The organism is Winogradskyella sp. 4-2091 (assembly GCF_045765065.1).
GTDB lineage: Bacteria > Bacteroidota > Bacteroidia > Flavobacteriales > Flavobacteriaceae > Winogradskyella.
Map to the genome: position 1 here is coordinate 49,060 of NZ_JBJKOD010000011.1, position 26,561 is coordinate 75,620.

Sequence of the window (26,561 nt, forward strand, 5' to 3'; positions counted from 1 at the left end):
GTTATTAGAAGTATGGTTTTACAAAACTCGATATTTTTTTAAAAACACCTCTAAGTACTTGATAAACAATTCATATAAATGCATAAAAAAAAGCCACTATCTAAGATAATGGCCTTCAATTTTATAAGAAGTAAAAGAATTAAGCTTGTTTTACACGTACGGCATTCATTCCTCTTTGTCCTTTTTCTAATTCAAAAGTCACTTTATCGTTTTCTGCAATATCGTCAATGATACCACTAACGTGAGTAAAGTGTTTTTCGTTTGTTTCTGTATCAATTATAAATCCGAATCCTTTAGAACTATCATAAAAAGAAACTTTTCCGTTTCTAATTGGATCAAATTCTTCTACATCAGAATCGTCTTTTTGTGGTATTCCAATAACAATGTTTTCGGCTTTAACCTTTACTTTCATTGAAGGATCTGGTGGAGTATCTGTAAGATTACCATTATGATCTACATAAGCAAGTGGAATTCCACCTGAACCATTCTCTTCCTTTTGAAGCTTACGCGCTTCCATTTTCTTGCGCTTGTCTTCTCGTTTTTTTAATCGTTTTTTTTCTTTTTCACTTTTACTAAAAGTTTGTTGTGATTTAGCCATTCGTAGTTTTAAAAATTAATATATGTGTGCTTTTGAAAATATTGTAATGCAAACAAGTTAATTAACTTAACAATGAATAGTATTAAAATCTAGCACAATAACTTATAAATTAAGCTATTTTTTGTAGTATATCTTCAATAAGACAGTTGCAAAGATACAATTTCTATACCAATTATTAAAATGTCCTCAACACAAAATAGAATTTCTATTACGTTACACTTGATATAATTAGTTTAATTAAAGCTTAACTAATTTACCACCATAATTTAATTCGTTACCATCCATTTTTGTAATGACCAAAAATGCATTGCCATTGGGTTTTACTTCAATTGTAATCTTGTGCGATATGGCGTCAATATCAATTAAAACTTCCTGCTTTTCATCATTATAATCTACGCTAATTTTACTGTTATCCTCATTTATTGATAAAATCATTCTATCTTTTGAAAAACCATTTAAGCGACCAGATACAGATGATTTATTAATTTGAATATTATTAAGCTCACCATCTAATGTCTCTCTGCCTTCATCATTATAGATCACATTCGCTACAAATTGATAATTGTCTGATTTTATGGTAGACTTCGTGATATTATAGATAGGTTGAAATCTTTCTTTTTGAGTTTGTTTAGTCTGTGCAGTAACAATACTACCAGCAGATAAACTAAATATTAAGGCTATTAAAATTAACTTTTTCATAATTATTTTGGGTCTAAAATTGCATTTATTCTTTCAATACCGTCTTTATAATGATATTGTGTCTCAGTGTTAATATTAGTTCTTGATGCTGAAGTTAACATGCGCTTAACAACATTTAACTCGCCTCTAACTAAGGCTCTAACATCTGATTGATTGACATTATAATATTGTCTGCTTCGTCTAGGATCTAATTCTTCTGTCATTAAATTAAACATAGCATCCAAATATACACGTTGCAAGTTACGTCTAAATACTGAAACATTTTTACCAGAATTGGTCTCAGACCATATCCCTTTTCTTAAATCTCTAAGCATTTCTAATGCTGAATAGTTTTTTGAATCTAATGCGTCATGATCTATAAGACGTCCTAAACGTTCAAAACTCAGTAAGTTATTTAAGTGCCTGGCTTGGTAACGTCTAATTTTTTCTGTGTAACTCGCGTAATCAATGTTTTGAAGAATACTTTTATCAATCAAAAATGTTGGTGTTTCAAAAGCATTTTTATGTAACCATTGAATAGCAGATTTCTGATAAGCCTTATCTACCGGATTATAAACCAAACCGTCTTGCGATGGATTTTTTGTATCTTCCACAACACCACCAACGTGTGTTACGACATGGCCAATATAACGGCTCCAAACACTTAACAATTCGCCGTAAAGTTCTTCTAAGTCTTCATAGTTATCAGTTTTATCACTTGTCCAAGACGGTAAATTTTCAGCAACAATTTTTAGGTTTTTTATTCCATAAGTACTAGCTAATATGCTGTTATTTCCTATATCTTCAGTCTGTGCTGTTGGATCAAAACGACTACTCTGCTTACCAAATTTATAAATTGGATCATTTGCTTTCTCTATAATCCATTTATTTAAAGTTTCTTTTTCATCATCTGCAGATTTTGATGCATCTATATATCTATATCCATAATTAATAGCATAATTATCATAAGGTCCTAACTGCCTAACAAACCTTATGTTTTCATCACCTGGTTGCGCTATGTAATTGTAACGTGCGTAATCCATTATAGTCGCAGCAATTCCGTTCTTTTGCGTAAAAGCACCATCTCTATAGCTCTCTACATCATAAGCGTAGCTTGCACTCATGTTATGTGGCAGACCTAAAGTGTGACCGACTTCATGTGCAATTACCATTTTCATCATTTCTCCAATTTCTTCATCTGGTGTATTTAACGTTCTTGCAGAAGGATTTGCTGCACCTGTTTCTAATAAATAACGATTACGATAAGAGCGTAAATGATTATGGTACCAAATAATATCACTTTCAATTATTTCGCCACTTCGCGGATCTGAAACACTTGGTCCTGTAGCATTTCTTGTAGTACTAGCAACATATCTTACTACTGAGTATCTAATATCCTCTGGGCTAAAATCTGGATCTTCTTCTTTAGTTGGTGGATCTTTAGCTATAATAGCATTCTTAAAACCTGCAGCTTCAAAAGCTTGTTGCCAAAGCTCTATACCATCTTTCATATAAGATCTAAATTTCATTGGTGTTGCAGGATCTAAATAATAAACTATAGGCTTTATTGGCTCAACTAGCTCTCCTCTATTATAAGCTTCTATGTCTTTTGGTATAAGTTTCCAGCGTCTCAAATAAGTTTTTTGGTCAGCTTTTAATTCTTCACTACTATAATCGTATTTACTTAACGTAAACCAACCTACACGTTCATCAAAATGTCTAGGTTGCATTGGTATTTTAGGCAATAAAATCATCGACTGATTCATTTGTACACTAATCGTTTCGTCTCCTGTATTTACAGGAGGATTAACCGCGTTGTATGTGAAATCTTGTACAACTTCTATGTTTTCAGGAAAACTTTTGACAGAATTTATGAAGCTTCTACTCTTATCTAAATTTTTAACTTTATAGGCAGATCGCAGTCGCGATGACATACCACTTATGGACTTTACATCAGATCCATAAAATTTAGTTACATCAATAACTACTGATGTTGAATCGTTTGAAAAGGCTGCGATATCAAAAGCGTATAAAGTAGGCTCATAATTATTAGCCTTAACAGACACATTAATTGGTAAACTATCTGATGCAACTGCACTTGAAGATTTCTCTTTAATTAGTATTTTAGATTTAAAACGTTCCCAATTTATCAATCTTGTATTAGTTTTTGTACCAGCGTTTACATAACCACCTCCTAAGTTAGACGGTAATTTGGCAAAACGACTCACTAACAACATATCTGTATTTAGATATTCCATTGGAATTTCAAAGAAATACTTCTCGCCTACTAAATGCACATCAAATAATCCCTTATCGGTTATTGCATCTTTAGTAATTACTTGGCTATAAGCTTTTATTTTACCAGATTTCTTTTTAGTTGATGGAGGTTTGGTTTGCGTTGTATTAGAATTACTTTTCTTTTTAGCCGTAGATTGTGCAGTGGCACAAGAAAGTACAATTAGAGAACTAAGAGCTAATGTCAAGATTTTTTTCATGAATTGTTACGTGTTTTAAAGAATCATTTTGCTAAAGATACTTAAAGAATTATAGTTATAAAAAAAATCTTAAAAGCTGTTAAATTCTACTCTTATCTCTTCAAACTACAGTACTTTTGCAGCAAAATTTAAACCATGTTAAAAGTCTTACCTATTTTTAGAATTGTTGCGTTATTAGAAGGTATATCTTATATCTTATTATTATTTATTGCGTCTCCTTTAAAATGGTTTTATGATGATCCTCAGTACGTAAAAATGTTAGGAATGCCTCATGGTATCTTGTTTATGATTTACGTTGTCATGGCAGTACTAATTAGTTCTGATATGAAATGGACAACACGTACCTTATGGATTGTATTAATTGCATCTATACTACCTTTTGGTACATTTTATATTGAAAAAAAATATTTAAATAAGACGAGTCGTGCTTAATATTAGACACATTGTATACGATATTTTAATAGATAATGGTCTCTCTGTAGAAACCGCTATTTTTATAAATATGTTAGCATTATTGTTGGCAGTATTAATAATAGCATTTGTAGTAGACTATATTACAAAGCGTTTACTTTGGCGTTTTTCTTCGGCAGTAGCTGCACGTACCAAAACTAATTTCGATAATATTTTAGTAGATAATAGGTTGCCAAGAAATATAGCTCACATTGTGCCTCTTATTATTTTAATAGAATTTGTACCACAAATTTTTTCAGATTTTGAATACGCAGAAACATTTATAAGTAAAACACTTAGAGTCATTGGTATTGTACTTACTTTAAGTATTATTAGAAGTTTTTTAAAATCTATAAAAGATTACCTCAAAACAAAATCCAGTTATAAAGACAAACCTATAGATAGCTATATACAAGTCTTTATGATCTTTGCTTGGCTCATTGGAGGTTTTTCTGCAATAGCTATTTTAACCGGAATTTCATTTATAAAATTTGCCACGACTTTAGGTGCAGCATCAGCGATAATTATCCTTATTTTTAAAGATACCATTTTAGGATTTGTAGCAAGTATACAAGTCTCTATAAACGATATGGTACGCATTGGCGACTGGATTACTTTTGAAAAATATGGCGCTGATGGTGGTGTTACCGAAATAAATTTAGCAACAGTAAAGGTTCAGAATTGGGATATGACTATTACCACCATTCCAACCTATGCGTTGATTTCTGATTCGTTTAAAAACTGGCGAGGCATGAAAGATTCTGGTGGTCGTAGAATTAAGAGGTCTGTAATTATTAAAGTTTCTACGATTAAATTTTTGAATGCTGAAGACATTGAAAAACTTAAAAAAATTCAGTTAGTTTCCGATTATATAGAAAATAAATCAAAAGAAATCATTGAATATAATACTGAACATGGCGCAGATAAATCTGTTTTGATCAACGGAGTTAATCTTACCAATTTTGGTGTGTTTAGAAAATATCTTCAAACTTACGTAGAAAACCATTCTGCTATCAATGAAAATATGACATTGATGGTACGTCAGTTAGAGCCTACTGCTCAAGGCATCCCAATGGAAATCTATTGTTTTAGTAAAGATCAACGTTGGGAAAACTATGAGTTTATAATAGGTGATATTTTTGATCACGTTTTAGCGGCTGTTAAGTATTTTGATTTAGAAATTTACGAGTTGGCCTTAAGTAAATAAGTTTATTTATCGGCTAATCTATCTTTTACAAATTCAATTTCAGTTTTTCCATGTGGCTTAGGTTTGCCATCCTTTCCTAAGTTTACCATAACTATATTATCTACAGTTAGAATTGTCTCTCTTGTCATCTTATTTCTAGCTTCACATTTTAATGTAATTGATGATTTGCCAAACTTAATTACTTCAATTCCTAGCTCAACAATATCTCCTTGTACAGCAGAACTCATAAAATTAATTTCGGATATGAATTTGGTAACAATTTTTGAATTTTCGAATTGTATTATCGTATAAAGTGCAGCTTCTTCGTCTATCCAAGCCAAAAGTTGTCCTCCAAACAAGGAACCATTTGGATTTAAATCTTCGGGTTTGACCCATTTTCTAGTATGAAATCTCATATGTATGTTTTATTTTTTTTGTTATAATTATACTATAAAGGTAAAGCTTCAAGTAACAATTTTCTTCAAATCTTCATTCGTTTTTTAGATACTAAAATGCACATTGTTAATAACAGCGTTAACAAGAAACTGCTATTCTAAATTTAGCGGTATCTTAATTACTTAATTTAGTTGAGTATTAATCCTTAATGTTTTCAATATGGCTTCAAGATTGAACAACCTACTCTCTATAAGACCACAAATATTATCTGCTAAAGTCTATGAAACTACGAGTGCAGAAGAGTCCTTTCAGAATAAAACTTTAAGACCAATAATAAAATTACAACATGATTTATTAATAGCTGTGTTTAAAAACTATATCAGAAAACATAAGAATGTTTTCTTAGATTTAAATTTAGATAAACAACTGAATTACATTTCTAATGCCATTAAAAAAGACATAAAATTTAGAAATTCTTTAAAAGGAATGGTTATAGGTCAGTTTACGGTTGATGAATATGAGGAATACATTAAAAACTCATCTGCCCTTAATAAACGAATGACGAATATTATAAAGGAACGTTTAATACAAAGTGTTCAGCTTTTTAATTCTGAAGAAGTGCTTCAAAACTTATAATTTGTTTAGAGTAATGATTCTCCATTAAGGTTGGTGGTAAGTACATCACTCATATAATCAAAAAATGGTCTTATGTTCTTAAAAGATTCATTGACTTCTTCAATAAAACCATCTGCTAATACTTCCTTATCTGTGTAGTTTTTGGTAAATATAAATTGCTTCTTACGTATTAGATCTATTGCAGAATGTTCTTTATTGAAGCCTTTAGGTGCTGTTTTTAATTCCTCACCCACAAAATTCCCCCAAGTTGATTTAAAGGTTTTGTTGTTTAGAATGTCTCGCATCTCACTGTCGTCCATTTCAAACTCTTTTCTAATTCTTAATAAATCTTCTTTACTAGGTTGCCAAAAACCTGTTGCTATAAACGATTCGTTATTAGGCTGAATATGTAAATAATAGCCACCTCTTAATTCAGGTTTTTTTCTCGCAAATGAGCCGCTAAAGTGAGTTTTATATGGCAATTTATTCTTTGAGAAACGCACATCTCTATATATCCTAAAGATTTTAATCTTTTCAATCTGATCATGAGTATTCATTAAGTCGCCCAGATGATTATAAATGGTTTTCATTTTGGCCTCAATAGTTTTAAACTCGGGCTTATTATCATTAAACCATTCACGGTCGTTATTTTTTTCGAGTTTTTTAAAAAAATTAAGGACGTCTTTAGGTATTGTATAACTCATAATATATCTGAAATTTGATAATCTAATTTTTATAAAAATATAAAAAGCCATCGAAATGATGGCTTTTTAATTTTAGTATTTAATAGACACTATTATTTATTATCGTCTACAGCATCTTCTACTTCATCTGAAACATCCTCTGCTGCATCTTCCATAGCATCACCTGTATCTTCTACAGCGTCCTCAATTTTTTCTCCTGTACTTTTTTGCTCTCTGCAGCTTGTAGTTAATAAACTTAAACTGAATAAGGCTATAAATAAATAACTTAATTTTTTCATATTGAATTGTTTTAATGATTATTATATTACAAATATCGCATTGATATTATTGTTGCGTTTGCTCTTATGAGTATTATATTAACTTGTATCACATTAAGCAAAAACAGATTATTAGTTTTGATTATTAGCGAATGCTTCTTTTAAATTTGAGGCTTTAACATCTAACTTATTATCGAACTGTAATGTTCTTATAGGGAATGGAATATTGATATCTTCCTTATCGTAAGCTTTCTTTATTTCAATAATGGCTTTTGTTTTTGCTCTCATTTTCTCTAGCATACTTTCTGCATCAATCCAGAATCGACATAAGTAATTAATAGAACTTCCACCAAACTCTGTGTAATAAAACTCTACATCATCAGCTGATTTAACTTGATCGAAAGTGTTGGCAATAACATCTTTTGTTAATTGTTCTACTTTTTCTAAATCAGATTCATAACCTACACCACATTCTATAAATACTCTCATTTTTGTGGTAAGTGAGTAATTTTTTAGTGGATTATCTAAAATTGTCTTATTTGGTATAATCACAATGTTGTTATCTGCTTCTTTAAGTGTAAAATCTTTAAGATTTATATCCATCACTTCTCCAGAATACCCTGTAGTCTCTACCCAATGTCCTATTTGTATTTTCTTTCTAAAAGACAGAATTAAACCTGCAAATGTGTTTGCAAGTGTGCCTTGAAGTGCCAAACCTATAGCTAAACCAACTACACCAGCACCTGCAAGTAATGACGTTAAAGCTTTTCCTAGATTTAGAACTCCTAATGCCATGAATAAACCAAGTGCTACCACAATTACTGCACTGACTCTAGATATTGCTCCTTTAATTGATTTTTGCTCCACCCTTTTATCAATAAGTTTAGTTACTAACTTACTGACGTATTTGGCCGCATAATATGCAGCAACCATAACGACAATTGCTAGTATCATATTCGGTATGCTTTCAATAATGGCATTGAACCAACCGATTAATTTTTCATATAAATTTCCTAACGCTGTATTAAATTGCTCTTTCATTTATTTAAATGTTTTTAAAATATTAATGTAATAGAAACATGGATATAGACGTAGATCTTAAAACTGCCTCAATTTGGACCAATATTATTGGTTTAATACAAAGGTGCAATTCCTTGTTTGATATGATTTGCTCTAATGCAATAAGTCTTAACTCAAAACAATAATCCCTGAAAACATTTAAAATAAGTGAGATAAACTAATAGTGGATAAGTGGTTGACAATTGTTCAATAATAAACTTGTGAGTTGTGAGATTTTTTGCTATTATGCACTACTTTTAAAAACATATATAATATTTATGGGTAGACCAGCAACAAGACCAACTAAACTAAAGGACGGTTACTATATTGAAATTAGAAATAAAGGCTCAAGATCAGGTGTTAAACTATACAGTGGTACTAAATTACAGATGCATCGTGCAATTAAAATGTACGAACGTTCTAAAGAGGTACTAATCTTAGGTGAATCTGTTGACGGAAAATTTGTAAACAAAGAGCCAAAGCTTCATGTTGTAGGTTAAACTTTTTAACCTTATTATAAATTAATTACATATTGCAATTCATAGTTTTACAATTTTTTTCATAAATTGTTAATTGATATGGTGTGAAATTTCACTAATAACTAACTAATTAATTAACTCTATTATGATTAACTCTATGAACAAACCTCCAATTTGGTATTGGATAGTGAGTGTATTAGCATTATTTTGGAATGGTGCTGGTGTTATGGCTTACTTAGCAAGAGCATTTGTTACTGATGAAATGATTGCTCAGTTACCAACAGATCAACAAGCAGAATATTTAATTGAATATCCTACTTGGTATACGGCAGCGTTTGCGTTGGCTGTTTTTTGTGGTTTTTTAGGCTGTATTGCCTTATTAATTAGAAAAAAATGGGCACATGTGCTTTTTATTATTTCGGCGTTAGGTGCGATAACTCAACATGTTTATTTATTTGCAACTGTTGATATGACTGGAGTCACTATTATTATGCCTATTATGGTAATCGTAGTATGTATATTTTTAATATGGTTTGCAAAGCTTGCAATAAAAAAGCAATGGGTTAATTGAAATTTAATAATCAACCAATTAAAAAAAGGTATTAGATGTAAATCTAGTACCTTTTTTTGTGATTACACATTTATTGAAATTCTACAGAATGTAAAATTAAACCTGATGCGGGAGCTATGTAGTCCATAACCTCTGTACTATCTGGCTTTAGGGTAGATTCAATATAATCTAATGTAACTTCTCCTCGGCCCAATTTAATAAGGCAACCAAACATTAATCGTATCTGATTTCTCATAAAGCCTTTTCCAACAACTTTAAAAACATATGATGATTCTGGGAAGAAATTAGCCTTATAGATTGTATTGTCAACAATTTCTGAAACCTCGATTGCTCTATAGTACTCTCCTTTATCTGTTGCTCTATAACAGTAGGTTTTAAAATTATGAGAACCTTCAAATAGATTTGCTCCTTTCTTCATTAAATCAACATCTAGAGGTTCTAATATTGTTGTTAATATTGGTGCACAAAATGGGTGGTTTTTTCTACCTTCAGAAAATACGTAGTGATATTCTTTTAACTTTGAATCTTGAATAACATTAAATTTATTATCAACTTCTTTAATGGATAAAGCTCTAATATCTTGAGGCAAATTATGATTAAATAGATCTAAGAATTCTACAAAATCTAGAATAGGTTGATTATATATAAACAATTCTAATGCCGCTTCATTTGCAGAAACCATAGCATCTGTTCTCCCAGCGCCTAATGTTTTAAATTTTATATCTTTAAGAATGTACTTTAAAGTACGATCTATCATTAAATGAACCGTTTTTACATCAGGTTGTTTTTGCCAACCATGAAAACGATAACCTAGATATTGAATTTTAATGAGGTAATAATAACGTTTATCAAACATCTTAACAAGAACGTTATTTTAAATTAAATTCCAAAAGTATTCTGAATTTTAAAATTGTAAAAAACAAAAAAATGAACAGAGATAACTCTATTCATTTTTTTTAAAAACTACCATAATCTGGGTTAGGGCATCGATTATGGTAGCTATTAAATAAACAACAACTTAACTAACAATCAATAAAATCATTTAATTTATAATTAATTTTTCTACTCTCTTTTCATTTGCTTTATTTCCATTTAATGCAAGGATATAAACTCCTGGAGTTAAATATTTAACATCTAAAATTTGAGTTGTACTTTTTGAATTTAAGGCGCTTTCTAATATTAAACGACCATTTGTATCATATAATTCGGCTTTTGTATCACTATATAACTGTCCTTTTATCTCAATTGTTTCATTATTATTATTAGAAATAATACTAATCGCTTCTAATTCTGAATCCACTACACTCAATGCGTTAGTAGTATAGTTAAGATAAAAACGACCTGTTCCTGAAATATCTGATTCTGGAGTGAAAACAAAATCATTTGTATTTAATAATGTTGACGTATTATTTAATGTATCTTCTAAATAGATTTCTACATTATCTGGCATATCAGTATCTAAAATACTAATAGTAACTAATTGACCTTGTAAAGCATTAACACCTAATGGCACTACAGCATCATACATAGAATCTGGATTTAATGCCTGAATAGCAAGAGCTACACCTGTATTCTCTTCAACTAAATTAGAGTATATTGAAAATTCTGGAGCCGTTTGTCCATAAAGACCTGTATCATATCCTGGATCAAAGCTGCTTGTTGCATTACTATTGAAGTATATATCGGTACTAAAATTAGAACCATCAGAACTAGAATTTAATTTAATATATCCATGGTGAGGTGAAGTTGTTTCTGATCTTCCTGCGATGAAATCATCTGAAGTTCCAGTAGTACGCATAGAAGCTGTAAAATCAACTGATCCTCCTCCCATTTTAGACTTTACAAAAAACGCTTGACCTGGAGCTAATTTTTCTGTTGTTATAGGAGAATCAATAACTGCTTGGTTCCAAATTACCCATCCGTCTGAGGCATCACCATCGTAACCATATATAGCTTGATAAGCACCTGTCTGAAACTGAGTTTTATTATGATCAAAGAACGCTTCGAAATCAATGTAAGAAGGATAAGGGTTTCCTATTAAATTCCACTGAGCTCCAAAGGCTCCATCAGAAATAGGAATTCCTAAAACATCACCAGTTTCAACCGTACCAGTAAAGGTTAATCCAGCGCCATCAGTTGTCGCAGCTCTATATCCTTGTCCTGCACTTATAAAAGTGGTAGCATTACCTAAGACATCATAATTAATATAAGATCCTAAAGACGTATCAAAAGGTCCAAAAGCTCTAAGGTTTCCTGAAGATGCTAAGTTCGTATTAACAGTAGCAAAAGCTGCAAAGGCTTGACCCGAAACTGGTGCTGAGATTAAATCATTAGTACCAATTTGTTCTGTATGTCTATGGTAGTTAGCTAAACCAATGTAAGTTCCTTCACATAAAAAACTAGAATATGATGATGATGTAGATTCAAGATCTATTAAAGTGGCTGTTAAAGTAACTCCTGTCTCTACAGTTAAAATAGATCCTGGTTTTACAGTAATGGTTGCAACAGTCATATTAGTATTTATATTTAAAGTACCAGACTGAATGATTAAATTATCTATTGATGTAATAACACCTGAAGGACTCCTAATACCATCGATATAAGTATAATCAGTTTGAGCACCAATAAGATTTGTTAAAGAAAGGGTTAATAACGCAAGTAAAGTAATTTTTTTGAATTTCATAATATTTGATATTTAAGTTAGGTTAAATTTCTGGTTCAAAATTATAAAACATTCACATACAATCGATTAAACGCAAAAAAAATCGATTAAAAAAATTATTTAATCGATTAAAGATACAAAAATCCGACAAAAGGTATATTTGTTCGATAAACGGTTAAACGTCTAAAAAAGTAGTTCATCGATGAAGTCCACGACTTAATGGATTGTCTGCTTAGTAGCCAATATGCAGTACTTAAAAAGGATCCAAACCACTAAAAAACGCCATTATAGCCTTATTAAACAATTGTTTATGTATATATTGAAAGTCTTGTAAACTTTCTATTAATTATATTTGAGCCTATATACTATTTATAACTACGTAAAATTATTAAGGCCACTAATATATAAGTAGCCTCAATATTAATTTATTTTATAGATTTTATTTTAGTACTACTTTTTTAGTTTTGAAGTTATTTTGGTCTGAAATTTTTAATATATAGATACCAGTACTTAACGAAGACACGTTTATCCTATTAGAAACATTGGAAGAATTTAATTGTTTATTGAGTACAAAACGTCCTTGTATGTCATATAACTGAGCTATACTGCCTGAGTTCAATAATCCATCAATTACTATGCTATTAGTAGATTGCTCTGTAAATATAGTAAGGTTGTTTAATTCATTATAATTGACTGATAATGATTGAGTGGCATATTGAATATAAAAACGTCCTGTACCAAAAAGATCTTGAGATGGCGTAAAACTATATTCACCTGTATTTAATAATACTGATGTATTTTCTAAAGTATCATTGAAATAAATATTTACATCTGTTGGTATGTTAGAAAAGCTATCAATTGAAATTGTTATTTGTTCATTCGCAGTTGAGTTAATACCTATAGGTACTATAGTATTGTTTAAATCATTATATGGTAACGATTGTATAGCGAGGTCTAACCCTTCATTATCCTCTACTAAGTTAGAGAATATTGAGAACTGACCAGCACTACCTCTATAAGAACCTGCATCGTAACCAGAATCTAATCCTCTTGTAGTTCCCTCAATAAAATAGATTTCTGTCGAAACAGTCTTAAAATCACTAGTTAAATTTAGCTTACAAAATGCAACATTAGAATTTGAACTTCTACCAGCAATGAAATCATCCGACGTTCCAACACGCCTCATACTTGTGGTAAAATCAATTAATCCGCCTCCAGATTTAGATTTCACATAAAACCCTTGTCCTGGAGCAATTAACTCTGTTACTGTTGTGTTTGCAATAGTTGCTAAATTCCAAACCGTCCATCCATCATTGGCATCACCATCATAACCATATACAGCCTGAAAAGCTGTTCCAGTAGCAAGTTCAGTAGAATTCTCAGTGAAAAAGTCTTCAAAATCAATATAAGATGGATAAGGGTTACCTATTAAATTCCAAGCAAAGCCAGCAGAAGCATCTGTTATAGGTATATCTAATACATCAGTATTAATTGGAGAACCAATAAATGATAATGTTCCTCCATCAGTGGTAGCAGTTCTATAACCTTTACCAGCTTCGATTGTGGTTAGTAAATTAGTTACAATATCATAATTTTGGTATTCACCTGCAGCTGTATTGTAAGGTGCAAATGCTCTAACTAAAAGTGAAGCTGGCAAATTAAGAACATTTAATGTTGCAAAATCAGGAAAAAGTTGTCCAGATATTGGAGCAGAAATTAAATCGTTAGTTCCACCAATTTCAAATCCTACCAAGGACACATATCTATTATACACAACTGAACCTGTTATAGAGCCATCCGAAATTAAACTAGAAAATTGTTGTGAAGTAGAATTTAATGTCACTAAAGAAGTAGAAAGTATTACTCCCGAATCTATAGTAAGGGCTGCTCCTGGATCTACCGAAACCGTATTACAACTTGTATTAGCAGAGATATTTGCAGTACCTGCTTCAATTATGAATGTATCCGAAGAATTTGATACACCTATTGGGTTGGTTGGTGACCAACCATTATTATAAGTATACGTTGTATTTACATTGGATTCCACATAAATTGAATAATCTTCTGATTGACCATAGATTAACGACGAATAACATGATGAATTAATTAGACCTACACCAGTATAACCATCATCTACATCGGTTATTAATCGCATTCTCACATAGTCTCCATACGGTATTGCTGTTGGATAGCTTAACACGATAGGTACAGTTGCGTTAGCAGATATATCTTGAGAAAAATGCTGAAATTCAGAATCATCGTCAAAATCTCCGTCATTATTCCAGTCTATCCACACACCTAATTGTTGAAAATTATTAGTATACATTCCTACATTTAAAGTATTAGAAACCGATGCATCTATAATAAAAGAATTTGAACAAGAAGCGAGATCTATGTTTCCACCATCATTTTGTGAATATGAAGATGATTCAATATTTCCATTTAACTCTACGCTTAATATTCCGGCATATACAGAAGGAGAAGAATTAGTGCTACATGCTGTCATAGGAGCAATATAACTCGGATCTAATGGCGTAGCTCCTTTAGATTTAACAATCAATGTGCCTTCCATTATCCCTCTTACTCTAGTTTTTTGATCGTTTGTAAGTCGGTCTGAACAGCTATAATAACCCATTATATTATTGATGGTATTGCTATCTACCCATGGCAGTCCGGTACAACTATTAATTACAGGACATGTACTTGTTTCTCTTCTATGTGGCACTGTATCTGCACAACCATCACTATCTGTACCAACAACAGCATCTAATGGGCAATCATTTCCTATACCATCACCAATAAATGTATGATGTAAATTTAAATAATGACCTGCTTCATGAACTACAGTACTATTATCTCCATTTGAATTTAATCCCCAACCATTTGTATTTCCTGGGTCGTAACCAAAAACGGAAGCCATCATTACAGAGCCATGATTCGTATAATTTTCACCATAATAATAGGCGTAGCCTTGATAGCCATATCCGCCATCATTATTATCTAATTCCGTGACAATCCATATGTTGAAATATTCATTTTTAGGCCAACTACTAAATGTTACAATATCCGAATAATCAGCTCCATTACTATTTGAAACATTTACACCATAATCAGAATAACCAGGTAATCCTGAAGCATCAACTCTCAGAATTCCATCTGTTGCGTTACAGTTGGGATCTCGTTGTGCTAATACAAATTCAATCTCAAAGTCCACTGCACTTGTTGGAATTTGACCACGATAATAATCATTAAGATTATCTATGCTACTTTGTATTTGAGCATCTGATATATTTGAGCCTACACCTTCTGCCTCTCCTAAATGCAAAACATGTATAACAACTGGTATTGTTAAGACATTTGTCATTTTAGATAGGTCTCTATTTTTTAAAGCCTCCATAGCCTTTTCCTCAGTTAACCTTTCTAATTCAACAAAATTAGGATCTAAAAGCAATTCTTGTCTTTTTATGTCAGTAGCACATTTCTGTTGAGCTTCAGAAAATGTTGAAAAAGTAAAAGCAATTAATAGTGCAAGAGCAAGATTGAAACGATACATATTAAAGAAATAAAAGAGTTATTTTTAACAAAATTATTCCGTAAAATACTTATTTAAACGATAATACGTTTAAAATTTACATTTATTCTTAAAAATTTAAATTATATGCAAAGATTTTAATTTCTCTTTAACAATACGTCAACCACATCATTTAATTTAAACCCTTTTGCCTGAAGTAACATTAAATAATGAAACAATAAATCTGCACTTTCTTCTAAAAACAAATCATCATTATCATCTTTTGCTTCGATAACCACTTCTACAGCTTCCTCCCCTACTTTTTGGGCAATTTTATTAATACCTTTTTCAAATAAAGAAGCTACATAAGACTTTTCAGAGTTACCGACTTTTATTCTCGAAGCAATCGTTTCCTCTAATTCTGAAATAAAACCATAGGTTTGAGCATTAGTTTCGTTCCAACATGTATCTGTTCCTTTATGGCATGTAGGACCTGCCGGACTTGCTTTAACTAATAAAGCATCACTATCACAATCTAGTTTTATATCTACTAAATTTAAAACATTGCCACTCTCCTCGCCTTTTGTCCAAAGTCGCTGCTTAGACCTGCTAAAAAATGTGACTAATTTAGTATCAATGGTTTTCTTTAATGCATCAGCATCCATATAACCCAACATTAATATTTTGTTAGTTGCCGCATCTTGAATTACTGCTGGTACTAAGCCATCTGGACTTTTATTAAAATCTACGTTCATAATTATTTCTTTTTTGTCATTTCGACAGAGCAAAGCGACGAGAAATCTCATAATTAATTGTGAGATTCTTCACTTCGTTCAAAATGACATTTATATTCTCACAGGAATATCCTGTTTTTTTAATTCTTCTTTTAATTCTAATATTGGTATTTCGCCAAAATGAAACACGCTTGCTGCTAATGCTGCATCTGCTTTACCATCTTTAAAGGTATCTACAAAATGTTGAATAGTTCCTGCACCACCTGAAGCTATAATCGGGATATTAACCAAATCAGATAAATGTGCTAAAGCCTCATTTGCAAATCCGGCTTTTGTACCATCATGATTCATAGACGTAAATAGTATCTCTCCTGCGCCTCGTTCTTCTACTTCTTTTGCCCAATCGAACAATCTTATTTCTGTTGGAATAGTTCCTCCTGCTAAATGCACCAACCATTCGCCTTCAACCTCTTTGGCATCAATAGCTACAACAACACATTGACTGCCGAATTTTTGAGATAACTCACTAATTAATTCTGGTCGTTTTACCGCCGAAGAATTAATAGATACTTTATCTGCGCCGCAATGCAACAAATCATCTACGTCTTCAATAGATGAAATTCCACCACCAACTGTAAACGGAATATTGACTTGTTCCGCTACTTTTAAAACCATATCATGCATGGTTCTTCGATTTTCTAAAGTCGCAGCAATATCTAAAAACACCAATTCATCTGCACCTAAGTCTGCATATTGTTTTGCCAATACAACTGGGTCGCCTGCATCTCTTAAATCTACAAAGTTGACACCCTTAACGGTTCTTCCGTTTTTAATGTCTAAACATGGTACTATTCTTTTTGTTAACATAGTTTTCTGTCATTCCTGCGAAGGCAGGAATCTAATTATTTAATTCTTCAAAGTGGATTCCTGCCTTCGCAGGAATAACAACAATTTGATTATCCATTAATTATAAAATTCTCTAATTCTTTTAAACTTATTCTATTCTCGTAAATGGCCTTACCAATAATAACACCTTCGCAGCCCATTTCTTTTAGTTGAGGCAATTCATCAAATTTTGAAATACCACCAGAAGCAATAAGCTTTATATTCTTATTTTCCTCTAAAATCCTCTCATACAACTCAAAACTTGGGCCTTCTAACATACCATCCTTTGAAATATCTGTGCAAATCACATATTGAATACCTTTAGCTTGATAGTCTTTAATAAAAGGAATCACTTCTAAAGTACTTTCTTCTTGCCATCCACTAATCGCGATTTTTTCATTATTGCAATCGGCTCCAAGAATGATGCGCTCTGCTCCAAATTTTGAAATCCAATTTTGAAAAACATCTGGATTCTTTACTGCAATACTTCCTCCTGTAATTTGATTGGCTCCAGAATTAAAGGCGATTTTCAAATCTTCGTCAGATTTTAAGCCTCCACCAAAATCTATTTTAAGATTGGTTTTAGTTGCAATGCTTTCTAAAACTTTATAGTTTACGATGTGACTCGCTTTTGCTCCATCTAAATCTACAACATGAAGATACTCAATACCTGCATCTTCAAAAGATTTGGCGACTTCTAACGGGTTTTCGTTATATATTTTTTTAGTGTCGTAATCACCTTTTGTGAGTCTTACGCACTTTCCTTCTATGATATCTATTGCTGGTATTATTCTCATCTTTTAGCTTTTGGCTTTTCGCTTTTGGCTCTTAGCAAAGGGCTAACAGCTAATAGCAAATAGCTTTATAATTCAATAAAATTCTTTAATATCTGCTCTCCTGTCTTTCCACTCTTCTCTGGATGAAACTGAACACCATAAAAATTATCATTTTCTAATGCCGAAGCATATTCTAATTCGTAATTTGATGTGGCAATGGATTCGTCACAATTTTCAACATAATAACTATGTACCAAATACATAAATTCGTTATCCTTAATATCTTTAAATAAATCAGATTTTAAGTTTGAAATGGTATTCCAACCCATTTGAGGCACTTTGACCTTGTTTGAAAACCGTTTCACTTCAGTATTAAAAATCCCTAAACCTTTAGTATCGCCTTCCTCAGTGTGGTTGCACATAAGCTGCATACCCAAACAAATACCTAAAACCGGTTGTTTTAATGTTGGAATCAATTGGTATAAACCACTTTCTTTAAGCATTTTCATTGCTGAACTCGCTTCGCCTACTCCTGGAAAAATCACTTTATCTGAAGCAATAATTTCATCTGGATTGTTACTTAAAACAGCTTCTACACCTAATCGCTTAAAGGCGAATTGGATGCTTTTTATGTTTCCTGCTCCGTAATTTACTATTGATAATTTCATTGACAATTTATTGTCATTCCTGCGAAGGCAGGAATCTAATTATTTAATTCTTTAAAGTGGATTCCTGCTTTTGCAGGAATGACAAATCTTTACAACATTCCCTTTGTACTCGGCAAAATCATTTTTTCCACATCTTGCTTTACAGCCATTTTAATCGCTTTTGCAAAGGCTTTAAAAATGGCTTCAATTTTATGATGTTCGTTATCGCCTTCTACTTTAATGTTAAGGTTACATTTTGCGCCATCTGTAAAAGACTTGAAAAAATGATAAAACATTTCTGTTGGCATTTTTCCAATCATTTCACGTTTAAATTCGGCTTCCCAAACGAGCCAATTCCGACCTCCAAAGTCAATACCTACTTGCGCCAAACAATCGTCCATTGGTAGAGAAAATCCGTAACGTTCTATACCTAGTTTGTTTCCTAAAGTTGTAGCAAATACTTCGCCAAGTGCAATTGCTGTATCTTCAATAGTATGGTGTTCATCAACTTCCAAATCGCCATCAACTTTAATGTTTAAATCTAATTGACCATGACGCGAAATTTGGTCTAACATATGGTCGAAAAACGCAATACCAGTATCAATGTTGCTTTTTCCGGTTCCATCTAAATTTAGGTCGATTTTAATTTTTGTTTCATTGGTGTTTCGTTCTATAGAACCAACACGTTCTGTGGTTTTCAGGAATTTATAAATAACTTCCCAATCGTTTGTTTCTAAAGCGATGTAGTCTTCTAATTCAGCATTACTAACGGTAACTTCATCAGTTCCTAAATTGGTGTTGTCATTAATAAAAATGCCTTTAGCACCTAAATTCTTAGCTAATTCTACATCAGTTAATCGGTCTCCAATGACAAATGAATTTGCTAAATCATAATCCTCAGAAAAATACTTGGTTAATAAGCCTGTATTTGGCTTTCGGGTTGGCGCATTGTCTTTGGCAAATGTTCTGTCAATGAACTGTTCTTTAAAAACTATACCTTCAGCTTCAAACGTTTTTAGAACAAAATTATGAACTGGCCAAAAAGTATCTTCAGGATAAACCTCAGTGCCTAAACCATCTTGGTTGGTTATCATCACGATTTCAAAATTCAATTCTTTAGCGATTTTGCTTAAATATTGAAATACTTTTGGGTAGAACTCTAATTTCTCAAACGAATCTATTTGCTCGTCTGCAGGTTCTTTAATTAGTGTTCCGTCTCTGTCTATGAATAATACTGGTTTCATCTTTATCTGTCATTCCTGCGTTGGCAGGAATCTATTTTAAATTATAGTTTATCATTTTGGATTCCTGCCTTCGCAAGACTGACAACCATTGTTATAATTGGTTTAATACTTCGATTAATTTCTCATTCTCAACCTGAGTTCCAACTGTGAACCTCAAACAATTTTCACACAAAGCTTGAGTTGTTCTATTTCTTACCACAATTCCTTTTTTAACTAATTCCGCATATCGTTTATTAGCATCATCTACCTTGACTAGCAAAAAGTTAGCGTCTGATAAGTAAACTGTTTCTACAAGTGAAATATCTTTTAACTTTTCCGCTAATAATTCGCGTTCAGATAAAATTGTGCTAACTTCTTCCTTTATTGTTTCCATAGTATTTAATCGTTCTGAGGCTTTATCTTGCGTTAGTTGATTAATATTATATGGTGGTTTTATTTTGTTTAAAACAGATATAATTGCTTCAGACGCAAAACAAATTCCTAATCGGATTCCGGCTAAACCATAAGCTTTAGACAAGGTTTGTGTTACGATTAAATTTGGAAATTCTTGCAAACGTTTTAACCAACTTTCTTCTTTTGAAAAATCGATATACGCTTCATCAATCACTACAATTCCTTTAAACTTATGTAATAATTCTTCTATTCTATTCGCTTCAAAACTATTGGCTGTTGGATTATTTGGCGAACACAAAAACAACACCTTCGTTTGCTTGTTGGCAGCTTCTAAAATTGATTCAATATTCGGCTGAAAGTCCGATTGTAATTGAATTTCTACATTCTCCACCGCATTAATATTAGCCAACACAGAATACATGCCGTAAGTTGGTGGCAACGTAATAATTTTATCACGATTTGGTTCGCAAAACGCTCTAAATATTAAGTCTAACACTTCATCACTTCCGTTTCCTAAAAGGATATTTTTTTCTGAAACTCCTTTTAAATCTGCTAATTGACGTTTCAATTTGACTTGCTGAGGGTCTGGATAACGATTTACGTTTGTATTAAACGGATTTTCATTGGCATCAATAAACAGCATTCCGTCTGTAATGTCCTTATATTCATCTCTTGCGGAAGAATAAGGTTTGATGTTACGAATGTTATCTCTTAATAGATTATTTATGTTGAAATTTTTCATATTGTCATTCTGAATTTATTTCAGAATCTTTAGTTTAGTTGAGATACTGAAACAAGTTCAGCATGACACAACATTTTATTTTTAACTTATTTATAATACTGAAACGAGTTCAGTACATTTTCTCCAAGTCTTTCAATCTTAGAGTTACCGCATTCTTATGCGCTTGCAACCCTTCTGCTTCTGCCATAAGTTCAATAGCATTTCCTATATTTTGAATCCCTTCTTTCGATATTTTTTGAAAGGTCATACTTTTTTGGAAACTGTCTAAATTCACACCTGAATACGCTTTTGAAAATCCATTAGTTGGTAAGGTATGATTAGTACCTGAAGCATAATCGCCTGCGCTTTCTGGTGTGTAATTTCCAATAAAAACAGAACCAGCATTACTGATATTTTCAACAAAAAAATCATCGTTTTCAGTAGCAACTATAAAATGTTCAGGACCATAAGCATCAATTAATTCTAAAGCAGTTTCAAAATCATTAACCACAATTGACTTTGAGTTTGAAATGGAAACCTTAGCCAATTCTTTTCTTGGTAAAGCTTCTAATTGGGATACAACTTCTGTACTTACTTTATCGGCAAAATTCTTAGATGTCGTCACCAAAATCACTTGGCTATCTGCTCCATGCTCAGCTTGGCTCAATAAATCTGAAGCCACATAAGCAGCATTTGCAGAATCGTCTGCCATTACCAAAAGTTCACTTGGACCAGCTGGCATATCAATAGCAACACCATATTGCGTCGCTAATTGCTTTGCAACCGTTACAAACTGATTACCAGGGCCAAATATTTTATAAACTTGTGGAATTGTTTCTGTACCAAAAGTTAAACTAGCAATGGCTTGAATTCCTCCAACCTTTACAATTTTAGTAACGCCACATAATTGTGCAGCATATAAAATTTCGTTAGCAATTTTTCCTTCTTTGTTTGGTGGCGAACATAACACAATGTCCTTACAATCTGCAATCTGTGCAGGAACAGTCAACATTAAAACCGTTGAAAACAAAGGTGCTGTTCCTCCAGGAATATAAAGTCCGACTTTTTGAATAGGCCGTTTTTCTTGCCAACAGCTTACACCAGACATCGTTTCTACAAAAACTTTATCTGTTTTTTGAGCACTATGAAATTTTTCAATATTAGCTTTTGCTAATTGTATTGCCGATTTTAGATTTTCATCAACGTTGTTGGCTGCTTCTGCTATTTCTTCTGGCGTAACCACATTATTTATAAGTGTAACACCATCGAACTTTGATGTGTATTTTTCAACTGCACTATCGCCATTAGTTTGAATCTCATTAAAAACCGTTTTTACAGTCGCTTCAATGTCTCCAATGGTTTGAGTTGGTCTTTTTAATAACTCTGACCAGGTTGATTTATCTGGATTAATATGTAATTTCATATTTTATAATTCTTAAAGCACTCAATATAATCTTGAGATTCCTGCTTTCGCAGGAATTTATAACACCATGTTTTCAATTGGACAAACTAATATACCTTCTGCTCCATTAGCTTTTAATTCGTCAATAATTTCCCAAAAATCATTTTTATTAATCACTGAGTGCACAGAACTCCAACCTTCAGTAGCTAAAGGTAAAACCGTTGGACTCTTCATTCCTGGCAATAAACCAATTATTTTTTCAAGGTTTTCGTTTGGTGCATTTAACAAGACGTACTTACTACCTCTTCCTTTTAAAACAGATTTTAATCGGAATTGAATTTTATCAATCAATTCTTGATTTTCATCAGAAATTAAAGGCGATGTTGCCAATACAGCTTCAGATTTTAATAAGACATCTATTTCTTTTAGTCCGTTTTTAAATAAAGTGCTTCCACTAGAAACAATATCACAAATACCGTCTGCTAAGCCAATATTTGGTGCGATTTCTACAGAACCATTAATGATGTGCAAGTTTGCTTTAACACCTGCTTTATCTAAAAACTGATTTACTGTATTTGGATACGATGTTGCAATACGTTTACCATTTAAATCCTTTAAACTAGTTGCGTTTGAAGATTTTGGTACTGCAATAGATACTTTACATTTAGAAAAACCTAAACGTTCTACAATGGTTAAATCGTTTCCTTTTTCTATTAAAACATTTTCGCCAATGATAGCTGCATCTACAACACCATCTCTTAAATATTGAGGAATATCGCCATTTCTTAAATAGAACACTTCCAAAGGAAAGTTACGAGCCGACGCTTTAAGTTGGTCTTTGCCATTATCTACAGAAATTCCGATTTGTTTTAAAATTCTCATGGAGTCTTCATTAAGACGTCCTGATTTTTGTACTGCAATTTTTAGTTTATTCATTTTTAAGTTTGATAATGTCTAAGAATCTCTGAGTTTAAAAAATAAAAAACCCGCTTGAAATTCTCAAACGGGTTTTTATAATATATCTTGAAATTATTCAATACAAATTCACCTCGCTTGATCGCTAGTATGAAAATGATGATGTAATTGAATAAATGTCATGTTTTTGTTTCTTATTACAAAGATTGTGAAATAATATTTTTAAATCCTAATTTATGATTAAAAAAATCACATTTTTAGGAAATAATTATTATTTCAACTTAAACTTTATTGATTTCCTAAAATAATTGGCATTCCAGAATCTCCAGAACCAATAACAATAACTTTACTATTTTGTGATTCCGATAGTTTTACTGTCGCTTCAATTCCTTTATCTTGTAGAATCTTATCTGTAAGCGACGCACTTAAAATACGGTTAGATTCTGCTTTACCTTTAGCTTCAATAATTACTTTTTCAGCTTCTTTTCTAGCACTTTCTAGTCTAAACTCATATTCTAAAGACTCTTGTTCTTGCTTTAATTTACGCTCAATAGCATCTTTAATAGTGTTAGGTAGTTTTACGTTTTCAACTAAAACACGCTTTACATTTACGTATTGTCCTTCTAATTCTATCCTTACTTGTTCTAAGATTTCGAGCTCAATAATATCTCTTTTACTAGAATATAATTGCTCTGGTGTATAACGACCTACGACACTTTTTGCAGCTGCATTAATAGCAGGACTCAATAATTCATTGACGTAATCTTCTCCTTTCGTCTGAATTAATTTTCCTAGATTTTTATATTCAGGTTCAAACCAAATTGTTCCACTTACGGTAATATCTAGTCCATTTACAGAAAGTACATTCATGTTATCTGATATAGATTGCTGACGTACTTTTTGAATAATCATATCATTCCAAGGTGCAACAATATGAAAACCTTCTCCATAGGTTCTTTCTGTATTAATCCCTTCTCCTAAAGGCTCAAATAAAACGCCTCCTTCTCCTGGCCCAATGGTTACTGCTGATTTTGCCACTAAAATGACGAGTATAATAATTCCGATTAAAATCGGCAATCCAACTTTAGGTAATTTTTCCATGTTTATTTTATGTTAGTTTATATTAGTCCGTTGTATTTTCTAATAAACCACTCAGCAAAAAGACTTAAAACTATGATGCCTAGCAGATATTTCCAATCTATCAAAGGTACGATATTTTTAGTGCTTTTTTGAATGGTTGCATAGCGCTTATCTGCAAGAAGATGCTCTATTAATAATTGAGATTGATTTGCAAAATAAGCTTCACCTTCGCTATTTATTGCCAATGCTTTTAATTTGGAAATATCTGCGTTAAGAAATTGTTGCTCCACATTATATTCTAAAACTTGGAAACTACCAGAGGATGAAACAGACTCTGAATTATGCTTTATCGTAAAATCATATAAACCAGCACTAATACCACTTAAATCTACTGTGTAGTTGCCATTATTTAGCAAAAGAGGCACTTCTCTAATACTCTCATCTTCTTTATTTTTTAAGATGATACTTAGTGAAGCTGAATTATCAAACTCAAAATTCTTATTAAAATATTGCGCTGAAATTATAACATCATCATTTCCGTTATAAAATGATTTGTAATCAATATTGATACGCTTTCGTTTTTTATTAGAACTTAAATATTGAACGAATTTATTAATAAATTCATCAAAATTGTTGAAGCTATTGGTGTTTAGAAAAGATTGTGCTCTCCATTTCCAAATATCTTCTCCATTAAGAATGGCATGTTTTGTTCCGTCGACTTCAATCGTGGCCAGTAATACATCTTCAGTAGTAATTCCGTTTACTGATTTGTATAATAAAGTTTCAAAAGGCACTGAAATTTGAAGTGTTCCAAACTCCGATTTTAAAGGTGGAAAACTACTGAAATCGAGATTTTCTACGATGAATGTTCCATAGTTTCTGTTTAAACTCGGTTGGTAATTTTCGGTTTGATTTGTTATTTTTTGTTTGAAATAATCTTGACTTTCATTTAAGATATTCCAGTTGGTCGTTTCGCCAGAAATAATAAATGTATTGATTTTTTGGTCTTGAATTTCTTTTAAAACTGAATTAAATGTATTGTTTGGCTGATACAATACAACTAATTGAAAGTCATTTATTTTAGACAAATAATCATTTGGCTTTAATATTGAAACGCTGCGTTGCTCATTACTTTCAATTGACTTTTTAAGTGCACCTAAATCTGGATGCATTCTGTCGTAAACCAAAGCAATATTTGTTTTCTGGTCTATGACTTCAACACCAAAATTCTTAGAATTATTGACTTTATTTTTTTCACTTTCTAAAGGCACCAATTCAACACGATACGTTTTTACACCAACACTATTTGCCATTAAGGCTGTTGATATAATTTCGGAGGTTTTTGATGCACTAAACTGAAGTTGTTTTCTAAACACAACGGAATTACCAGACCAAATTTTTAGTTCTGTAGTTATGCTTTCCGTACCACTGTAGTTTGCAATAATTTCAACCGGAAACTTATTTTTTAAGTACACATAACGATTAACATTTAGTTGCTTTATGCTTAAATCTGAATACACCGTAGAATCTCCTAATATCAACGGATAAACAGGCTGTTTAATGCTTTTGGCTACATAACTATAATCTGAACCGTAGGTTTGATTTCCGTCGCTAAGCATTACAATTGGTGCTGTTTGGTTAGCATAGACTTCGCCAAATTGTTTTAGTGCTAATGCTAAATTAGATTGACGCTTGTTAAAATTTAAACTATCTAAAGACGACACTGATTTGCCAAAACTGTAGGTTTCAATGTTAAAACGGTCGTTTAGTTCTGAATTTTCTTCTAATGCATCTAACAACTGCTTTGCATTATCGGCTTGTTTTAAATAAGAAACCGATTCTGAATTATCAACAGCAAGCACTAATGTTGGTTTTTCGTCAAAATACGTAAAGGATTCAAACTTAGGATTAATGAGTAATAGTAAAATACCGAATATAGAAATGGTTCTTAGTGCTGTAAGTAGGTGTTTTAAATTCGACTTAAATTTTGATTTATATATATACTGAAACAGCGCTAATAAAAGCGCTGTAACTGCAGCAATGGCTATGTAAAATATTGTTGTGTTTTGCATTACTTTAATTCTGGATGTAATAATTTTTAAA

General features: G+C 31.8%; 25 protein-coding genes. 5 read left to right on the forward strand and 20 right to left on the reverse strand.

Features of this window, described 5'->3' with window-relative positions; translation table 11 throughout:
* Positions 1-139 precede the first annotated feature (139 nt).
* The 3 genes from ACJBCC_RS13655 to ACJBCC_RS13665 form a co-directional block, all read right to left on the reverse strand.
* On the reverse strand, positions 140-598 hold the full coding sequence (locus tag ACJBCC_RS13655; RefSeq protein WP_194241988.1) for a cold-shock protein: 459 nt from the start codon (positions 596-598) through the stop codon (positions 140-142).
* A 237-nt stretch (positions 599-835) separates the two neighbouring features.
* A complete protein-coding gene (locus ACJBCC_RS13660; RefSeq protein WP_407557490.1) occupies positions 836-1,297 on the reverse strand; it encodes a hypothetical protein in 462 nt (153 codons plus the stop codon).
* Positions 1,298-1,299: 2 nt separating this feature from the next.
* Positions 1,300-3,771 carry a zinc-dependent metalloprotease gene (locus ACJBCC_RS13665; protein ID WP_299100017.1) on the reverse strand — a complete coding sequence of 824 codons (2,472 nt, stop codon included), beginning with the start codon at positions 3,769-3,771 and terminating at the stop codon, positions 1,300-1,302.
* Positions 3,772-3,906: 135 nt separating this feature from the next.
* Between ACJBCC_RS13665 and ACJBCC_RS13670 the strand changes: the two genes are divergently transcribed.
* On the forward strand, positions 3,907-4,203 hold the full coding sequence (locus tag ACJBCC_RS13670) for a DUF3817 domain-containing protein (protein WP_299100020.1): 297 nt from the start codon (positions 3,907-3,909) through the stop codon (positions 4,201-4,203).
* Complete coding sequence (locus ACJBCC_RS13675) at positions 4,196-5,428, forward strand: mechanosensitive ion channel family protein (protein ID WP_299100023.1); 1,233 nt, start codon at positions 4,196-4,198, stop codon at positions 5,426-5,428. Before ACJBCC_RS13670 ends, ACJBCC_RS13675 begins: the two co-directional genes overlap by 8 nt.
* A 2-nt stretch (positions 5,429-5,430) precedes the next feature.
* Here ACJBCC_RS13675 and ACJBCC_RS13680 read toward each other — a convergent pair whose 3' ends face one another.
* Positions 5,431-5,823, reverse strand: a complete 393-nt coding sequence (locus tag ACJBCC_RS13680; RefSeq protein ID WP_407557491.1) for an acyl-CoA thioesterase — start codon at positions 5,821-5,823, stop codon at positions 5,431-5,433.
* A 199-nt stretch (positions 5,824-6,022) separates the two neighbouring features.
* On the opposite strand from ACJBCC_RS13680, the gene ACJBCC_RS13685 reads away from it, so the two are divergent.
* A complete protein-coding gene (locus ACJBCC_RS13685) occupies positions 6,023-6,439 on the forward strand; it encodes a glyoxalase (RefSeq protein ID WP_407557492.1) in 417 nt (138 codons plus the stop codon).
* Between the two features lie 5 nt (positions 6,440-6,444).
* Here the strand turns inward: ACJBCC_RS13685 and ACJBCC_RS13690 are convergent, their stop codons facing one another.
* The 3 genes from ACJBCC_RS13690 to ACJBCC_RS13700 form a co-directional block, all read right to left on the reverse strand.
* Positions 6,445-7,122 carry a DUF2461 domain-containing protein gene (locus ACJBCC_RS13690; protein WP_407557493.1) on the reverse strand — a complete coding sequence of 226 codons (678 nt, stop codon included), beginning with the start codon at positions 7,120-7,122 and terminating at the stop codon, positions 6,445-6,447.
* A 92-nt stretch (positions 7,123-7,214) separates the two neighbouring features.
* Entirely contained in the window at positions 7,215-7,400 is a 186-nt protein-coding gene (locus ACJBCC_RS13695) for a hypothetical protein (RefSeq protein ID WP_407557494.1), read from the reverse strand.
* A 111-nt stretch (positions 7,401-7,511) separates the two neighbouring features.
* Positions 7,512-8,420, reverse strand: coding sequence for a mechanosensitive ion channel family protein (locus ACJBCC_RS13700; protein WP_407557495.1), 909 nt, complete (start codon positions 8,418-8,420; stop codon positions 7,512-7,514).
* 296 nt (positions 8,421-8,716) lie between these two features.
* On the opposite strand from ACJBCC_RS13700, the gene ACJBCC_RS13705 reads away from it, so the two are divergent.
* Complete coding sequence (locus ACJBCC_RS13705) at positions 8,717-8,938, forward strand: hypothetical protein (RefSeq protein ID WP_299100035.1); 222 nt, start codon at positions 8,717-8,719, stop codon at positions 8,936-8,938.
* A 136-nt stretch (positions 8,939-9,074) separates the two neighbouring features.
* A complete protein-coding gene (locus ACJBCC_RS13710) occupies positions 9,075-9,488 on the forward strand; it encodes a hypothetical protein (protein ID WP_407557496.1) in 414 nt (137 codons plus the stop codon).
* A 70-nt stretch (positions 9,489-9,558) separates the two neighbouring features.
* Here ACJBCC_RS13710 and ACJBCC_RS13715 read toward each other — a convergent pair whose 3' ends face one another.
* From ACJBCC_RS13715 to ACJBCC_RS13775, 13 genes are all read right to left on the reverse strand, one after another.
* The gene (locus ACJBCC_RS13715; protein ID WP_407557497.1) at positions 9,559-10,344 is read right to left on the reverse strand and encodes a tRNA pseudouridine synthase A; all 786 of its coding nucleotides are present in this window, start codon (positions 10,342-10,344) and stop codon (positions 9,559-9,561) included.
* Positions 10,345-10,530: 186 nt separating this feature from the next.
* Complete coding sequence (locus ACJBCC_RS13720) at positions 10,531-12,171, reverse strand: T9SS type A sorting domain-containing protein (protein WP_299100042.1); 1,641 nt, start codon at positions 12,169-12,171, stop codon at positions 10,531-10,533.
* Between the two features lie 418 nt (positions 12,172-12,589).
* Positions 12,590-15,703 (reverse strand): zinc-dependent metalloprotease, encoded by a 3,114-nt coding sequence (locus tag ACJBCC_RS13725; RefSeq protein ID WP_299100044.1) that lies wholly within the window; start codon positions 15,701-15,703, stop codon positions 12,590-12,592.
* Positions 15,704-15,819: 116 nt separating this feature from the next.
* The gene (gene hisIE / locus ACJBCC_RS13730; protein ID WP_407557498.1) at positions 15,820-16,467 is read right to left on the reverse strand and encodes a bifunctional phosphoribosyl-AMP cyclohydrolase/phosphoribosyl-ATP diphosphatase HisIE; all 648 of its coding nucleotides are present in this window, start codon (positions 16,465-16,467) and stop codon (positions 15,820-15,822) included.
* A 39-nt stretch (positions 16,468-16,506) separates the two neighbouring features.
* Positions 16,507-17,262: an imidazole glycerol phosphate synthase subunit HisF gene (hisF, locus tag ACJBCC_RS13735; RefSeq protein WP_407557499.1), complete on the reverse strand. Its 756-nt coding sequence runs from the start codon at positions 17,260-17,262 to the stop codon at positions 16,507-16,509.
* Positions 17,263-17,351: 89 nt separating this feature from the next.
* Entirely contained in the window at positions 17,352-18,077 is a 726-nt protein-coding gene (gene hisA / locus ACJBCC_RS13740) for a 1-(5-phosphoribosyl)-5-[(5-phosphoribosylamino)methylideneamino]imidazole-4-carboxamide isomerase (protein WP_407557500.1), read from the reverse strand.
* 65 nt (positions 18,078-18,142) lie between these two features.
* Positions 18,143-18,724 (reverse strand): imidazole glycerol phosphate synthase subunit HisH, encoded by a 582-nt coding sequence (hisH, locus tag ACJBCC_RS13745; protein WP_407557501.1) that lies wholly within the window; start codon positions 18,722-18,724, stop codon positions 18,143-18,145.
* An 89-nt stretch (positions 18,725-18,813) separates the two neighbouring features.
* Positions 18,814-19,947, reverse strand: coding sequence for a bifunctional histidinol-phosphatase/imidazoleglycerol-phosphate dehydratase HisB (hisB, locus tag ACJBCC_RS13750; RefSeq protein WP_407557502.1), 1,134 nt, complete (start codon positions 19,945-19,947; stop codon positions 18,814-18,816).
* Positions 19,948-20,038: 91 nt separating this feature from the next.
* Entirely contained in the window at positions 20,039-21,082 is a 1,044-nt protein-coding gene (gene hisC, locus ACJBCC_RS13755) for a histidinol-phosphate transaminase (protein ID WP_299100057.1), read from the reverse strand.
* A 109-nt stretch (positions 21,083-21,191) separates the two neighbouring features.
* The gene (gene hisD / locus ACJBCC_RS13760; RefSeq protein ID WP_407557503.1) at positions 21,192-22,484 is read right to left on the reverse strand and encodes a histidinol dehydrogenase; all 1,293 of its coding nucleotides are present in this window, start codon (positions 22,482-22,484) and stop codon (positions 21,192-21,194) included.
* A 57-nt stretch (positions 22,485-22,541) separates the two neighbouring features.
* On the reverse strand, positions 22,542-23,399 hold the full coding sequence (gene hisG, locus ACJBCC_RS13765) for an ATP phosphoribosyltransferase (protein ID WP_407557504.1): 858 nt from the start codon (positions 23,397-23,399) through the stop codon (positions 22,542-22,544).
* 267 nt (positions 23,400-23,666) lie between these two features.
* On the reverse strand, positions 23,667-24,479 hold the full coding sequence (locus tag ACJBCC_RS13770) for a prohibitin family protein (protein WP_299100063.1): 813 nt from the start codon (positions 24,477-24,479) through the stop codon (positions 23,667-23,669).
* A gap of 17 nt (positions 24,480-24,496) precedes the next feature.
* Entirely contained in the window at positions 24,497-26,530 is a 2,034-nt protein-coding gene (locus ACJBCC_RS13775; RefSeq protein WP_407557505.1) for a VWA domain-containing protein, read from the reverse strand.
* Between the last annotated feature and the right edge of the window lie 31 nt (positions 26,531-26,561).

What these genes read in the sequence shown, in the direction of transcription:
- ACJBCC_RS13715 (WP_407557497.1), bottom strand. Translation starts at nt 10,344, where the DNA reads ATGTTTGATAAACGTTATTATTACCTCATTAAAATTCAATATCTAGGT.
- ACJBCC_RS13680 (WP_407557491.1), bottom strand. Translation starts at nt 5,823, where the DNA reads ATGAGATTTCATACTAGAAAATGGGTCAAACCCGAAGATTTAAATCCA.
- ACJBCC_RS13670 (WP_299100020.1), top strand. Translation starts at nt 3,907, where the DNA reads ATGTTAAAAGTCTTACCTATTTTTAGAATTGTTGCGTTATTAGAAGGT.
- hisIE (WP_407557498.1), bottom strand. Translation starts at nt 16,467, where the DNA reads ATGAGATTTCTCGTCGCTTTGCTCTGTCGAAATGACAAAAAAGAAATA.
- hisH (WP_407557501.1), bottom strand. Translation starts at nt 18,724, where the DNA reads ATGAAATTATCAATAGTAAATTACGGAGCAGGAAACATAAAAAGCATC.
- ACJBCC_RS13685 (WP_407557492.1), top strand. Translation starts at nt 6,023, where the DNA reads ATGGCTTCAAGATTGAACAACCTACTCTCTATAAGACCACAAATATTA.
- hisA (WP_407557500.1), bottom strand. Translation starts at nt 18,077, where the DNA reads ATGAGAATAATACCAGCAATAGATATCATAGAAGGAAAGTGCGTAAGA.
- ACJBCC_RS13695 (WP_407557494.1), bottom strand. Translation starts at nt 7,400, where the DNA reads ATGAAAAAATTAAGTTATTTATTTATAGCCTTATTCAGTTTAAGTTTA.
- ACJBCC_RS13710 (WP_407557496.1), top strand. Translation starts at nt 9,075, where the DNA reads ATGAACAAACCTCCAATTTGGTATTGGATAGTGAGTGTATTAGCATTA.
- hisD (WP_407557503.1), bottom strand. Translation starts at nt 22,484, where the DNA reads ATGAAATTACATATTAATCCAGATAAATCAACCTGGTCAGAGTTATTA.
- ACJBCC_RS13665 (WP_299100017.1), bottom strand. Translation starts at nt 3,771, where the DNA reads ATGAAAAAAATCTTGACATTAGCTCTTAGTTCTCTAATTGTACTTTCT.
- ACJBCC_RS13705 (WP_299100035.1), top strand. Translation starts at nt 8,717, where the DNA reads ATGGGTAGACCAGCAACAAGACCAACTAAACTAAAGGACGGTTACTAT.
- ACJBCC_RS13770 (WP_299100063.1), bottom strand. Translation starts at nt 24,479, where the DNA reads ATGGAAAAATTACCTAAAGTTGGATTGCCGATTTTAATCGGAATTATT.
- ACJBCC_RS13655 (WP_194241988.1), bottom strand. Translation starts at nt 598, where the DNA reads ATGGCTAAATCACAACAAACTTTTAGTAAAAGTGAAAAAGAAAAAAAA.
- hisB (WP_407557502.1), bottom strand. Translation starts at nt 19,947, where the DNA reads ATGAAACCAGTATTATTCATAGACAGAGACGGAACACTAATTAAAGAA.
- ACJBCC_RS13725 (WP_299100044.1), bottom strand. Translation starts at nt 15,703, where the DNA reads ATGTATCGTTTCAATCTTGCTCTTGCACTATTAATTGCTTTTACTTTT.
- ACJBCC_RS13720 (WP_299100042.1), bottom strand. Translation starts at nt 12,171, where the DNA reads ATGAAATTCAAAAAAATTACTTTACTTGCGTTATTAACCCTTTCTTTA.
- hisG (WP_407557504.1), bottom strand. Translation starts at nt 23,399, where the DNA reads ATGAATAAACTAAAAATTGCAGTACAAAAATCAGGACGTCTTAATGAA.
- ACJBCC_RS13690 (WP_407557493.1), bottom strand. Translation starts at nt 7,122, where the DNA reads ATGAGTTATACAATACCTAAAGACGTCCTTAATTTTTTTAAAAAACTC.
- hisF (WP_407557499.1), bottom strand. Translation starts at nt 17,262, where the DNA reads ATGTTAACAAAAAGAATAGTACCATGTTTAGACATTAAAAACGGAAGA.
- ACJBCC_RS13775 (WP_407557505.1), bottom strand. Translation starts at nt 26,530, where the DNA reads ATGCAAAACACAACAATATTTTACATAGCCATTGCTGCAGTTACAGCG.
- ACJBCC_RS13660 (WP_407557490.1), bottom strand. Translation starts at nt 1,297, where the DNA reads ATGAAAAAGTTAATTTTAATAGCCTTAATATTTAGTTTATCTGCTGGT.
- ACJBCC_RS13700 (WP_407557495.1), bottom strand. Translation starts at nt 8,420, where the DNA reads ATGAAAGAGCAATTTAATACAGCGTTAGGAAATTTATATGAAAAATTA.
- hisC (WP_299100057.1), bottom strand. Translation starts at nt 21,082, where the DNA reads ATGAAAAATTTCAACATAAATAATCTATTAAGAGATAACATTCGTAAC.